A 13117-nucleotide genomic window follows, 5' to 3' on the forward strand; every position below is an offset into this window, starting at 1 on the left:
ACGACGAGCACGGAGCCGCCCGCTCGAGAACGCCGAGCAGTCGGCGCATCGAAATCCGAGAATCCTTCTGTATGTGGGCCTCGCTCGGAGGCACGTAAAGTGTGCTCACACGCGCCCGCGGACGGGCGAGTCGCCCGCGAGGGCGCCCCGGTCCAGCGTCGGAGGCGCCGATCACAGAGAGTCGCGGTGCCCCGATGCCGGAAGACAAGCCCGCGTCGCGGGCGCCGAGCGTCTATGACGTCGCCCGCGCCGCCGGGGTCTCACACCAGACGGTCTCCCGCGTCCTGAACGACCACCCCAGCCTGCGCGCCGAGACCAAGAAGCGCGTGCTCGACGTGATGGCCGAGCTCGACTACCGCCCCAACCTCGCCGCACGGGCGCTGGTCACCAGCCGTACCCGGACGATCGGCGTGCTCTCCTCGCAGAGCCTGCAGTACGGCCCGGCGTCCAGCATCCAGGCCATCGAGGTCGCGGCGCGCGACGCGGGCTACCTTGTGGTCACGGCCAATGTCGAGGGGACTGACGGGGCATCCATCCAGGCCGGGATCCGGCACCTGCTCAACCAGGCGGTGGAGGGCCTCGTGGTCGTGGCTCCGCAGATCCGCGTCTTCGACATCCTCTCGGGCGTCGCGCTGCGCATCCCGCATGTGACCCTGCAGACGAGCGAAGACGATCGCGACGACGCGCTCTATGTCGATCAGATGGCCGGCGCCCGCCTGGCCACCGGCCACCTGATCGACCTCGGACACACCGAGATCGTGCACATCGCCGGGCCACAGGACTGGATCGAGGCGGAGGCGCGGATGCGCGGCTACCTCGCCGAACTCGATCACCGCTCCATCCCGCTGCGCCCGCCGATCCTGGGCGACTGGAGCGCGGAGCGCGGGCACCGCGTCGGCCTGGAACTCTCGCGCTTCATCGACTTCACCGCGGTCTTCGCCGGCAACGACCAGATGGCGCTCGGGCTGATGAGCGCGTTCCACGAGCGCGGTGTCCGCGTCCCCGAGGACGTCAGCGTGATCGGTTTCGACGACATCCCGGAGGCGGCGTTCTACTGGCCGCCGCTGACCAGTGTCCGCCAGGACTTCGTCGAGCTGGGACGCCGGTGCGTGGCCGCACTGCTCAGCCTGATCGAGGGCGGGCGACCGGAGTCGACCGCCCCCATCGCGCCGCAACTGGTCGTCCGCGGGTCCACGGCCGTTCCCCGCTCGGTCGGCGCCCGGGCCGCTCGCGCCTGATCGGCGAGCCCGAGGCCCGTTACCGAGTCGAGACGTCAGCGTTGACACGAAGGGCGCCGTCGGGTCTAGCATGACGCAATGTGATCGCTCACATAGCATCACAGCTCCGCCCCGATTCCGAGGGCGACCCTGCATCCACTGCATTCAATGACGAAGGAATCACAGTGACCACAATGAAGCGCGCTCTCATCGCCGGCATCGCCGGTGGAGCGATGATCCTCTCCCTCGCCGCCTGCTCCTCCGGAACCGGTGGCGGCTCGGGCTCAGGATCCGGCGACGGCGGCCTCGTCGGCGTCGCAATGCCGACCAAGTCGTCCGAGCGCTGGATCGCTGACGGCAACAACGTCAAGTCGCAGCTCGAGGGGGCCGGCTACCAGGTCGACCTGCAGTACGCCGAGGACGACATCCCCACCCAGGTCTCGCAGCTCGAGAACATGATCACCAAGGGCGCCAAGGCCTTGATCGTCGCCTCGATCGACGGCACCACCCTCACGAGCGTGCTCGAGGAGGCCAAGGCCAACGACATCCCCGTCATCGCCTACGACCGCCTCATCCGCAACTCCGAGAACGTGGACTACTACGCCACCTTCGACAACTACAAGGTGGGTGTCCAGCAGGCCACTTCGCTCCTCGCGGGCCTCGGTCTGACCGACCTTACCGGCGCGAAGGCCGCCAGCGCCCCTGCTGGCCCCTTCAACGTCGAGCTGTTCGCCGGTAGCCCCGACGACAACAACGCGACGTTCTTCTTCAACGGCGCGATGGACACTCTGAAGCCGTATATCGACGACAAGACCCTCGTGGTCAAGTCTGGCGAGACCGACTTCAACACCGTCGCCACGCTCCGCTGGGACGGCGAGGTCGCCCAGAGCCGTATGGAGGACATCCTCACCAAGACGTACTCCGACGGCTCGAAGGTCCAGGGTATTCTCTCGCCCTACGACGGCCTCAGCCGCGGCATCATCTCGGCTCTGACCGACGCCGGCTACACCGTCGGCTCCGATTTCCCGATCATCACCGGTCAGGATGCCGAGCTCGACTCCGTCAAGGCGATCATCGCCGGTGAGCAGTACGCCACCATTTATAAGGACACCCGCGAGCTCGCCAAGGAGGCCGTGAAGATGGCCCAGGCCGTCCTCGAGGGCACCGAGCCTGAGGTCAACGACACCGAGACCTACGACAACGGCAAGAAGGTCGTCCCGTCCTTCCTGCTCGACCCGGTCATCGTCACCAAGGACCAGATCCAGTCGGTCCTCGTCGACGGCGGCTACTACACGGATGCGGAAGTCAACGGCTGATCCGAACGCGGCCCTCAGCGGGGCGATCTGCGGCGTTGTCGTCGGTCGCGATACCTCCGGTATCGCTCCCTTCTCCGCCTTGCAGCTCACCCCGCTGAGAACCGCGGAGACGTTTCCGGGGACGGGGGCGGTCTGCACTCGCGTCTACCTGTGGTGACGCGCACACTTGCGCCGGGCCTTCGAGAGGGGGCCCGGCTCTACGAAGGAAGGGAGGCGGCGTGACGACGAACATCCTCGAGATGCGCGGCATCACCAAGACGTTCCCGGGCGTGAAGGCGCTCCAGGACGTCACGCTCAACGCACAGCGCGGCGAAGTCCACGCAATCTGTGGGGAGAACGGCGCCGGCAAGTCGACGCTGATGAAGGTCCTGTCGGGCGTTTACCCGCACGGCACCTATGAGGGCGACATCGTCTTCGAGGACGAGGTGATGCAGTTCGCCAGCATCCGCGACTCGGAGGCGAAGGGCATCGTGATCATCCACCAGGAGCTGGCCCTCAGCCCCTATCTCTCCATTGCGGAGAACATCTTCCTCGGCAACGAGGTGCGTGGTTTCGGCGGTTTGATCGACTGGAACAAGACCAACCAGGAGGCGGCATCGCTGCTGGCCCGGGTCGGTCTACGCGAGAACCCGACCACCAAGATCCTCGACATCGGAGTCGGTAAGCAGCAGCTCGTCGAGATCGCCAAGGCACTCTCCAAGCGGGTGAAGCTACTCATCCTCGACGAGCCCACCGCGGCCCTGAACGACGAAGACTCCGACCACCTGCTCGACCTGATCCTGCACCTCAAACAGCAGGGAATCACGTCGATCATCATCAGCCACAAGCTAAACGAGATCAAGAAGATCGCGGACACCGTCACGGTCATCCGCGACGGCAAGACCATCGAGACGATCGCCCACGACGACGTCACCGAGGACCGCATCATTAAGGACATGGTCGGCCGCGACCTCGACCACCGCTACCCGGACCACACGCCGCACATCGGCGAGGAGATCCTGCGCGTGGTCGACTGGACGGCCCACCACCCCCAGGATCCGACCCGCGTCATGGTCGACAAGGTCAACCTGACGGTGCACCGCGGCGAGATCGTCGGCATCGCGGGCCTGATGGGCGCCGGGCGCACTGAATTCGCGATGAGCCTCTTCGGCCGCTCCTACGGCAGCCGCATCTCGGGCCAGGTCTTCAAGGCCGGCAAAGAAATCAAGATCCGTAACGTCTCGGAGGCGATCGCCCACGGCCTCGCCTACGCCACTGAGGATCGCAAGCACTACGGCCTCAACCTGATCGACGACATCAAGCGAAATATCTCGCTCGCGTCGCTCGACAAGGTGGCCCGCGGCGGACTGGTCGACGATAACCGCGAGTTCGAGGTCGCCAACGAGTATCGCGGCAGCATGAACATCAAGTCGCCGACCGTGCTCGCCAAGACCGGGAAACTCTCCGGCGGCAACCAGCAGAAGGTCGTCCTGTCGAAGTGGATCTACTCCGACCCGGACGTCCTCATCCTCGACGAACCCACCCGCGGCATCGACGTGGGAGCGAAGTACGAGATCTACACCATCATCAACCGGCTCGCGGCGCAGGGTAAGGGGATCATCGTCATCTCCTCCGAGCTGCCGGAGCTGCTCGGCATCTGCGACCGTGTCTACGCGCTGTCGGAGGGCCGCATCACGGGCGAGCTGCCCATCGCCGAGGCGACGCCCGAGGCGGTCCTCACCCTCATGACTCAGGAGAAGCAACGATGACCGATCTGCAGAATGACCCGTCCACCGCGGCGGGAGCGCAGGTGAAGCCCACCGAAAATGCCTTCACCAAGCGCCTCAGCCATGTGCTGGGCGACCTCGGCAAGAACGGCATCTTCATCGCCCTGATCGTGGTGGTGCTGCTGTTCGAGGTGATGACCGGCGGGATCCTGCTCCGCCCGCAGAACATCTCCAACCTGATCGTGCAGAACGGCTACATCCTGATCCTCGCCATCGGCATGGTGATGGTCATCGTGGCCGGGCACATCGACCTCTCGGTCGGCTCGGTCGCAGCGTTCGTGGGAGCGATCTCGGGAGTCTTCGCCGTCACAATGGGGCTCCCGTGGTGGCTGTCGATCGCCCTCTCCCTCCTGATCGGCGCACTCGTTGGAGCATGGCAGGGCTTCTGGATCGCGTACGTCGGGATCCCGGCATTCATCGTGACACTGGCGGGCATGCTGATCTTCCGCGGCCTGGCGCTCGTCGTCCTGGGCAACGCGAACATCGGCTCCTTCCCCACCGAGTACCGCGCCCTGGGCAACGGCTTCCTCACCGACCTGTTCGGCGAGACCAAGCTCGACCCGCTGTCGCTGGTCATCGGCGCGCTCGCGATCGTCGCCTTCACCGTGCAGTCCGTGCGCACCCGCCGCGGCCGCCAGAAGTACGCGCAGAGCGTCGAGCCGGGCGCCTGGTTCGTCATCAAGCTCGTCCTCGTCGCCGTCGCCGTCGCCGCTTTCGCCTACGCACTCGCGACCTTCAAGGGCATCCCGGTCACCCTGATCATTCTCGCCGTGCTCGTCCTGATCTACGGCGTGGTCATGAACCGCTCCGTCTTCGGCCGCCATGTCTACGCGATCGGTGGCAACCTGCACGCCGCTGAACTCTCGGGCATCAAGACGCGCAACGTCACGTTCTGGCTGTTCGTCAACATGGGTGTGCTCGCGGCGCTGGCCGGACTCGTCTTCACCGCGCGCCTCAACCTCGCGGGACCCAAGGCGGGTGACGGCTTCGAGCTCGAGGCCATTTCGGCCGCGTTCATCGGCGGCGCGGCGGTGCAGGGCGGCGTCGGCACCATCGGCGGCGCGATCATCGGTGGTCTCATCATCGGCGTCCTGAACAACGGCATGTCGATTATGGGCATCGGCAGCGAGTGGCAGCAGGCGGTCAAGGGCCTCGTGCTCCTGCTCGCGGTCGCCTTCGACGTCTACAACAAGCGCCGCTCGGGCGGACGCTAGGCCCTGCGGTCGTGCCCGACTGGTCGCGGTTCCTACCGCTGGGCACCGGGCCCTCGGTCGACGAGTCGGGCGTCAGCAACGACTGGCGCCCCCTCGTCGCCGAGAGGCTCGACTGCCTCGCCGTCCTGGCCGCTTCTCCTTCCACCGCGGAGGGGGAGGCGGCCAGTCCCGTCTCCCGGGACGCCCTGCTCGGAGACCTCGTCGTGCGGCTCTCGAGCAGCACCGGTCAGCGCCTCGCGACGCGGATGGGCGCGCGCGAGGCCTCCTCCCCTCCCCCGCCTGCCGAACTCGCGTCGGCCCTGGCCGCTCTCGCCACCGCTCGCCGCTCGGGCGAGGGGCCCCGATCGGTCGCCGAGCTGGTCGAGGTCGTCCGCGTCGAGCTCGCCCTCTCTCTCGGACCGCTGGCGCTCTCCTCCCGCATCTCCGGCGGCGTGGCGCTGGACCGACTGCAGCGCGCACCGCTTGCGATCCGTGCCGCCGTCCGCGGGCGAACCCTCGCTCCGACCGACGCGGAGTGGGAGCTGGGGTCAGGCCCCGCCCTGCGCGCGCCGGTCAATGCGATCCTCCGCTTCTTGCTTGGGATCGGGCCCTTCCCTGCCGACCCGGAGACGGAATCTCGAGAAGCTCAGTAAGGTACGACCATGACGATCGAAACACCTCCGATCATTCGGGCACGGTTCACAGCTCTCGAGGTGACGAACTTCTTGTCGTACAAGCAGGTGCAGATATCGTCGATTCTGTTCCGATCGAGTCACTCCGCGTCGTATCGAGCGAGGACGGAGAGTCGCACATCGGGCTGGTCGCGAAACACACCATTCAGACAGTACAAAAGAATTTGATCACCCCTGGTGAACTCTTGCGAGCAGACTCGCTGGACGTGGAGACCGAATCATGACAGCGGGGGCGGATGCTCCGTACAGTGGACTCGTTGTCGAAGGCGCTGGCGATAAGGGCGCTCTTCCCATCCTTCTTCGGTCCTCTCTACACACCCGGGGCGAGTACCGTGATCTCTTCGGGAAACCAGTTCCTGCTCATGGCCGCGACAAAGCCCTCAAAGCAACTGGGCTGGAAGGGTACGTCGCAACCGCCGCGGCTAGGCCCGGGTGTCGAGCGGTTCTCGTTGTGCTTGATGGAGAAGGTGACTGCGTCGCTCACCTGGGCCCGAGCCTCCTCGCGCGAACAGTCGACGTAGGAAAGCCGGTCGTTGTCGCATTAGCAGATCGCGACTTCGAATCGTGGCTCTACGCGAGCGCAGAAACACTAGAGTTAGACCTGGTTTTTGATTCGGGAAAAAGTGGGCAGGGCGCGATCAAAGACGCGCTCAAACCAAGAAAATACGTGAAGCCGACATGGCAACCGCGCCTGACAGCGCGCATGGATTTCGAACTAGCACGCATGAGAAACCACAGCCTCGAGCGCTTCCTAGGTAAATTGGATCAACTAGTATCTTTAGTGAATTGACCCACCAACTTCACGCGGCGATGAAGTCCTAGCATCGGGGGATGACGCGCTCACTGCCGAGAAGCACCCCGTCCGCCCGCTCCTTCGACGCCACAGGGGCGCTCGCCTTCCTCGACGCGGTCGAGGCCGCGTCCGGCGTGGAGCTGCACGGCCTGATGCTCGTGCACGGCGGCGCCGTCGTGGCCGAAGGCTGGTGGGCGCCCTACACGGCGGAGCGACTGCAGCTCGTCTACTCGCTGAGCAAGAGCTTCACCTCGACCGCCGTCGGCCTCGCGGTCGCCGAGGGGCTGGTCGACCTGGACGCCACCGTCCTCGCCTCCTTCCCCGAGCTCGACGCCGAGGTGACGGATCCGCGCTCCCGCGCGATCCGCGTCCGGGACGTCCTCGCGATGGCCAGCGGTCACTCCGCCGAGACCATCGACCGCGCCGAGGCTCTGGACCCGGTCGACCTCGTCCGCGGCTTCCTCCTCCTCCCGCCGGAGCGGGAGCCGGGCAGCGTCTTCGCCTATAACCAGCCCTGCACCTTCGCGGCCGCCGCCGTCGTTCAGCGCGCGAGCGGACAGTCGCTGACCGACTTCCTGCGCCCGCGCCTGCTCGATCCGCTCGGCATCGGCGAGGTCGCCTGGCACCGCGACGACTCCGGGCGCGAATTCGGCTACAGCGGTCTGCACGCTACTACCGAGGCGGCCGCGGCCCTCGGCCTGCTCTACCTGCAGGAGGGGCGCTGGGGCGGCGAACAGATCCTCTCGCCGGAGTGGGTTGCCGAAGCCTCGCGCGCGCACGTCCCGACGCACGAGGACGGCGGGCCCGACTGGCAGCAGGGCTATGGCTTCCAGTTCTGGCGGTCGCTGCACGGCTACCGCGCCGACGGCGCCTACGGGCAGTTCAGCCTGATCGTGCCCGAGCACGACCTCGTGATCGCCCTGACCGGCCAGACCGCGGACACACGGACGCTGCTCGCGCTGGTCTGGGAGCACCTGCTGCCCGCTGTCGGGCGCGGATCCACCGCCGAGGCGGACGCGCGGCTGGCCGACCGGTTGGCGACGCTGGCCCTGCCTGCGCTGGAGGGCGCCTCCCCCGCGACCGGGAGCTACACCCCGGTCGGGGCGTGGCCCGACGCCGTCGAGGTGACGGCCGACGAGGGCGGCTGGACTCTGGCGCTCACCGAGGGCGACGAGCGGTTCGCGGTGACGCCGGGCTCGGGGGTATGGACGACGGTCGGCCCCTTCGCGGCGAGCGCCGGCCCCTCGGCCGGCGGCGTCATGGTGGACGTGGTGTTCCTGGAGACCCCGCACCGGCTGCACGTCGAGCTCGCGCCCGACCATACTGTCGCCCTGCGCTGGGAGACGGAGCCGCTGCACGACGGCTCGCTCGGCGAGCTGCGCGCCCCGCGCTGATGAGAGCGCCGGTATCCGGTGCCCGCGCGATCAATTCGTTGCGAACGGCCCGTGCGCCCCACGATTACGGGCCGTTCGTGACGAATGGACCGGGTGCTCCCGCGTCAGATCGGTTTCCGGAGTCGATGGCAACTGGAGCGGCAGCGTCATCGCGATCCCGACGCAGGTCGAGCGCCTCCCGCTCACTCCTGAGCGACCGCCACCGCCACCACGAGCGCCGAGTGCACCGCCGGCTCCGAGACCGCGAAGTAGCGGCTCGATCCCTCGATCCACGCCTCCGTCGTGCCCTCACGGGTGCGGAAGCGCACGGGCTCGTCGCTCGAGGTGCCGCGCCCGTCGGCCTTCGCAACCGCCTGCGAGCGCAGATCGGCGAGCACCTGCTCCGCCGTCGTCACGCCCGCCGTCACCCGGTCGCGGACGCTGCGGGCGCGCACTGCATCGAGCCCGACATCGCGTCCCTTCGCCAGGGCCGCCACGACCGCGCCCTCGCAGTGCGCGATACTGATCCGCATCCGCTCAAGCCCCCGGTGGTCCCCGCGGAGCATCGGGCGCCCGTGCGGGCCGGAGCAGCGCTCGCAGCGCGCGTCCACCGCAACCTCCAGCGGATCTATCCCGAGCGTCTCCGCAGCGAGCTCGCGCACGAGGACCCGGCCCAGGAGGAAGCTGTCGCGGACCTCGCGCCGCCCCGTCGCCTCGTAGCGCAGGCGCTCGGCCAGGGTGAGCAGGCGCAGCATCCGGTGCCGAGCGAAGTCGAGGACCTCGGGCCGCGCCCAGCGCAGCTGCACGTCGTCGGTGGCAAGAAGGGGGAGTCCGGTCATGCCCCGGACGCTACGCGCGGCAGGCGACATCGGCGTGACGAGAGGGTGGCCGGAGGGGAACGGTCGGCTGTTGACTGGGAGGCGTGCAGACCTTCCTCCCCTACCCCGACTTCCACCGCAGCGTCCGGGCCCTGGACAGCAAGCGGCTGGGCAAGCAGCGGGTCGAGACGCTCCAGGTCATGCGGGCGCTGACCGTCTCGGGGTACGGCTGGCAGAACCACCCCGTCACGCGGATGTGGCGGGGCTACCGGCCGGCGCTGATGACCTACCAGCGCGAGACCTGTGCGGAGTGGGCGGAGCGCGGCTTCGCCGACACCTGCCTCGTGAAGACGGAGGAGGCGCTCGCCGCCGCGCCGGAGGATCTCGCCGCGTACCTGACCGGCGAGTACCCGCTCCCGCCGTGGTTCGGCGACGACCGCCTGCACCTCTCGCACCGCTCCAAGCTCGTCACGAAGGACGAGGAGCACTACGCCCCGCTGTTCCCCGATACACCGTCGGGGCTCGACTACGTCTGGCCCGTCGGGGCCTGAGCTCAGGCGGCGGGTGGGTGCAGGAACGGGATTGCGATGCGGGGACGGAACACCTCGCGCTGATTCGCCTTCACCACTCCGCAGACGATCAGCATGACATGCACCAGCCAGAGCACGCCGAACGGGTGATCGGGATGCCGACCGGGTAGAAGCCCTTCGCGAGCGGAGTGTCGGAGGCGACGACCAGCAGCACGACGTGCGCGCCGAGCGTGACGGACTCGCCATGCAGACGGCCTAGGAGAACGCACTCCCTGGATCCCGATCGGCATGTTTCCGGCCCTCCAGCGTGCTTTTCCGGGCCTCCGGCGTGCTTTTCCGGCCCTCCGGCAGCTCTTCCCGGCCTTCCAGCGTCCTTGCAGGCGTCCGGTCGGGCCTTCGTCTTCGGGGGCTCTCGGGTTAGTCTGTCGAGGTTGACCTGCCGCAGAGAGCGGTCAGGGCGTCGGCCGCGGTCGTCGCAGTATCCGGGGGGATTCGCGAAGGAGAAGGTGTGGCGTCCGAAAGAAGGACCACCGGAGGCGTGATCAAGGCGATTGCAGGCTTCCTGGGCATGAGCGTCGTGGCCGGAGTCCTCATAGCCGCCACCGTCACCCCCGCGGTGGCACTCGCCGGAGTCGCAGCGAACCAGTCGATCGGGGTCTTCGCCGGCCTACCCGACTACCTCGAGGTCGACAAGCTGTCCGAGAAGAGCAACATCTTCGCAACCCGATCCGACGGGTCATCGCAGCTGCTCGCCTCCTTCTATGTCGAGAACCGGGTCGAGGTGCCACTCGACCAGATCGCGCAGGCCGCGCAGGATGCCGCCGTCTCGGGCGAAGACCCCCGTTTCTTCGATCACGGCGGCGTCGACCTCCCCGGCACCCTCCGCGCCGTTGCGCAGACCTACGTGCTCGGCAACGACGTTCAGGGCGGATCCTCGATCACTCAGCAGTACGTCAAGAACGTGCTCGTCGAGAAGGCCGTCCGCAACATCTCGGACGACGCCGATCGAGTCGCCGCGGTCGACGAGGCCACCCGCACCTCCCCCGAGCGCAAGCTCCGCGAGATGAAGCTCGCGATCGGCCTCGAGAAGCAGTACACGAAGGAACAGATCCTCCAGGGCTACCTCAACATCGCCTTCTTCGGCGGGACCACGTACGGTATCGAGTCCGCCGCGAACTACTACTACGCCACCACGGCCGCGAACCTCTCGATCGCGCAGGCCGCGAGCCTGATCGCAATCGTCAACAATCCCTCCGTCCAGAGAATCGACCAACCCGACAACGCCGACAATGGCGCCGCGAACGGTTACGTCCGCAATAAGAACCGCCGCGACTACATCATCGGCAAGATGCTCGACGAGGGAAAGATTTCGCAGGCCGACCGCGACACCGCCGTCGCGACGGCGATCGAGCCTCGCATCACCCAGCCCAGCACCGGCTGCTCGACCGCCGGCAATGCGGGCTTCTTCTGCGACTACGTGACCAACGTGCTGAAGAACAACGAGATCTTCGGCGCCGACGAGGACACCCGCTGGAGCACCTTCCGCCGCGGCGGTCTCGACGTCTACACGAGCCTCGACGTGGACCTGCAGGACGCGGCCCAGAAGAACCTCGACGCGCAGGTCCCGCGCACGATGTCCAACTTCGACGTCGGAGCCGTCGTCGTGAGCGTGCAGCCCGGCTCCGGCCGCGTGCTCTCGATGGCACAGAACAAGACCTACTCGCAGGACCCGGACGTGTTGACGGCGGATCGGAGTGCGACCAGCGTCAACTACAACACCGACTTCGCCTACGGTGGCTCCGCCGGATTCCAGCCCGGATCGACCTACAAGATCTTCACGCTGATGGAGTGGCTCAAGGAGGGGCATAGCCTCAACGAGACCGTGGACGCCCGCGTCCGCTCCGACTGGGGCACCTTCGAGGACAGCTGCAACGCCGACGGCACCTGGTCCGATCGGGGCTGGTCGCCGAAGAACGACGAGGGCGGGAACGGCGGATTCTGGACCGCGGCATTCAATACGAAGCAGTCCGAGAACACCGGCTTCGTCGCGATGGCAAAGAAACTCGACCTCTGCTCGATCAAGGGCACGGCAGAGTCCTTCGGCGTGCACCGCGCGAATGGAAAGACGCTCGGCGAGAACGGATCGGCTGTCCTGGGAACCGAGGAGATCGCTCCGCTCACGATGGCGTCGGCCTTCGCAGGCATCGCCGCGGGCGGGACCGTCTGCGACCCGGTCGCGATCGACAAGATCGTCGATTCGAGCGAGACCTCGCTGCCAGTCCCGGGCAACAACTGCCGCCAGGCGATCGAGCCGAACGTCGCCGCCACCGCAGCGGTCGCTCTCCAGTCCACCTTCGACGGCGGAACGACCACGGAGAGCAATCCTCGCGACGGCACTCCCCTGATCGGCAAGACCGGAACGACCGATGGCGCGATCGCCACCTGGATGAGCGGCGCGAGCACCAAGGTCGCGACCGTCGTCGGCGTCGTGAACGTCAATGGTTTCGTCAACCAGCGGACAGTCACGTTTCCGTCCGGACCCGTGGCGTACGCCCGCCACCGCATCTGGAAGCCCTATATGCAGGTCGCCGACGCCAAGTACGGCGGCAATGAGTTCCCGAAGGCGGACGGATCGCTCCAGGTGGTGCCCAAGCCGTCCGTCCCCGATGTGACGGGGCTCACCGTCGCTGACGCGAGGGCGAAGCTCGACTCCGCGGGATTCGGGATGATCGAGGGCGGCTCCGAGGCCAGCGATGCGGCGACCGGCACGGTCACCCGCGCGACCCCGTCCGGCAGCGTGGCACCGGGATCCGCGATCACCGTGTTCACGAGCTCAGGTAACCAGAAGACAGTGCCGACCGTGACGGGACAGGGGCTGGAGGCGGCGAAGAACGCCTTCGGGGCCGCAGGCTTTATGAAGATCACGCTTGCCTGTGCGGAGGACCCGAAGGCGCCCGACGCAGGCCAGGTGACCGGGCAGGAGCCGGCGGGCGGCTCTCCCGTTGCTGCGGACGCCACCCTCAGGGTGACGATCATGGCGAAGAAGTGCCCCTGACCCGCGCCTTCGGCTCGTGAGAACGCGTCCGGCGCGCGCGGATCCTCGGATCCCGCGAGCCGGACACGTTTCTGCGAGCCCGGGAGGGCGCTACTGGCCGCGGCTCCGGATGGCTCCGACAATCGCGACCGTCGCGAAGTAGACGATCAGCGCGAACACCCCGAAGGACGCGAGCGCACCACTGGCCTCGGCGTAGGGCCGCCGCGCATCCGTCATCGTCCCGGGCATGACGATGTCGAGGGCGAACATGCCCACGGCCAGGCCGAAGCAGACCAGGCTGAGCACGAGCAGCGCCCGGACTGCCTTGCCTACCGGGTCGTAGTAGCGCGGGTTCGACATCGTGCCTCCGGTTCTCGTGCCCCCG

The 13117-nt window shown here is 67.4% G+C and carries 11 protein-coding genes; 9 read left to right on the forward strand and 2 right to left on the reverse strand.

Features of this window, described 5'->3' with window-relative positions; translation table 11 throughout:
• Positions 1 to 194 precede the first annotated feature (194 nt).
• From C1O28_RS10140 to C1O28_RS10170, 7 genes are all read left to right on the forward strand, one after another.
• On the forward strand, positions 195 to 1238 hold the full coding sequence (locus C1O28_RS10140; RefSeq protein WP_097165351.1) for a LacI family DNA-binding transcriptional regulator: 1044 nt from the start codon (positions 195 to 197) through the stop codon (positions 1236 to 1238).
• Positions 1239 to 1411: 173 nt separating this feature from the next.
• Entirely contained in the window at positions 1412 to 2533 is a 1122-nt protein-coding gene (gene chvE, locus C1O28_RS10145; protein ID WP_097165350.1) for a multiple monosaccharide ABC transporter substrate-binding protein, read from the forward strand.
• A 218-nt stretch (positions 2534 to 2751) separates the two neighbouring features.
• Positions 2752 to 4281 (forward strand): multiple monosaccharide ABC transporter ATP-binding protein, encoded by a 1530-nt coding sequence (mmsA, locus tag C1O28_RS10150; RefSeq protein ID WP_097165349.1) that lies wholly within the window; start codon positions 2752 to 2754, stop codon positions 4279 to 4281.
• Positions 4278 to 5513 (forward strand): multiple monosaccharide ABC transporter permease, encoded by a 1236-nt coding sequence (mmsB, locus tag C1O28_RS10155; protein WP_097165348.1) that lies wholly within the window; start codon positions 4278 to 4280, stop codon positions 5511 to 5513. Before mmsA ends, mmsB begins: the two co-directional genes overlap by 4 nt.
• Before the next feature lie 11 nt (positions 5514 to 5524).
• Complete coding sequence (locus C1O28_RS10160) at positions 5525 to 6145, forward strand: hypothetical protein (RefSeq protein WP_097165347.1); 621 nt, start codon at positions 5525 to 5527, stop codon at positions 6143 to 6145.
• Between the two features lie 490 nt (positions 6146 to 6635).
• Positions 6636 to 6974 carry a hypothetical protein gene (locus C1O28_RS15950; RefSeq protein WP_338052141.1) on the forward strand — a complete coding sequence of 113 codons (339 nt, stop codon included), beginning with the start codon at positions 6636 to 6638 and terminating at the stop codon, positions 6972 to 6974.
• 41 nt (positions 6975 to 7015) lie between these two features.
• Complete coding sequence (locus C1O28_RS10170; protein ID WP_097165345.1) at positions 7016 to 8371, forward strand: serine hydrolase domain-containing protein; 1356 nt, start codon at positions 7016 to 7018, stop codon at positions 8369 to 8371.
• A 182-nt stretch (positions 8372 to 8553) separates the two neighbouring features.
• Here the strand turns inward: C1O28_RS10170 and C1O28_RS10175 are convergent, their stop codons facing one another.
• Positions 8554 to 9189: a 4'-phosphopantetheinyl transferase family protein gene (locus C1O28_RS10175; protein ID WP_097165344.1), complete on the reverse strand. Its 636-nt coding sequence runs from the start codon at positions 9187 to 9189 to the stop codon at positions 8554 to 8556.
• 83 nt (positions 9190 to 9272) lie between these two features.
• Between C1O28_RS10175 and C1O28_RS10180 the strand changes: the two genes are divergently transcribed.
• Both C1O28_RS10180 and C1O28_RS10185 read left to right on the forward strand, forming a co-directional pair.
• Positions 9273 to 9719, forward strand: a complete 447-nt coding sequence (locus C1O28_RS10180; RefSeq protein ID WP_097165343.1) for an MSMEG_6728 family protein — start codon at positions 9273 to 9275, stop codon at positions 9717 to 9719.
• Positions 9720 to 10206: 487 nt separating this feature from the next.
• Positions 10207 to 12753, forward strand: a complete 2547-nt coding sequence (locus C1O28_RS10185; RefSeq protein ID WP_127821495.1) for a transglycosylase domain-containing protein — start codon at positions 10207 to 10209, stop codon at positions 12751 to 12753.
• A 90-nt stretch (positions 12754 to 12843) separates the two neighbouring features.
• On the opposite strand, the gene C1O28_RS10190 is transcribed toward C1O28_RS10185, so the two are convergent.
• Positions 12844 to 13092 (reverse strand): hypothetical protein, encoded by a 249-nt coding sequence (locus C1O28_RS10190; RefSeq protein WP_097165341.1) that lies wholly within the window; start codon positions 13090 to 13092, stop codon positions 12844 to 12846.
• Positions 13093 to 13117 lie beyond the last annotated feature (25 nt).

The sequence above is a fragment of the Rathayibacter rathayi genome, from assembly GCF_004011095.1.
GTDB lineage: Bacteria > Actinomycetota > Actinomycetes > Actinomycetales > Microbacteriaceae > Rathayibacter > Rathayibacter rathayi.

What these genes read in the sequence shown, in the direction of transcription:
- C1O28_RS10140 (WP_097165351.1), top strand. Translation starts at nt 195, where the DNA reads ATGCCGGAAGACAAGCCCGCGTCGCGGGCGCCGAGCGTCTATGACGTC.
- chvE (WP_097165350.1), top strand. Translation starts at nt 1,412, where the DNA reads ATGAAGCGCGCTCTCATCGCCGGCATCGCCGGTGGAGCGATGATCCTC.
- mmsB (WP_097165348.1), top strand. Translation starts at nt 4,278, where the DNA reads ATGACCGATCTGCAGAATGACCCGTCCACCGCGGCGGGAGCGCAGGTG.
- C1O28_RS10170 (WP_097165345.1), top strand. Translation starts at nt 7,016, where the DNA reads ATGACGCGCTCACTGCCGAGAAGCACCCCGTCCGCCCGCTCCTTCGAC.
- C1O28_RS10175 (WP_097165344.1), bottom strand. Translation starts at nt 9,189, where the DNA reads ATGACCGGACTCCCCCTTCTTGCCACCGACGACGTGCAGCTGCGCTGG.
- C1O28_RS10190 (WP_097165341.1), bottom strand. Translation starts at nt 13,092, where the DNA reads ATGTCGAACCCGCGCTACTACGACCCGGTAGGCAAGGCAGTCCGGGCG.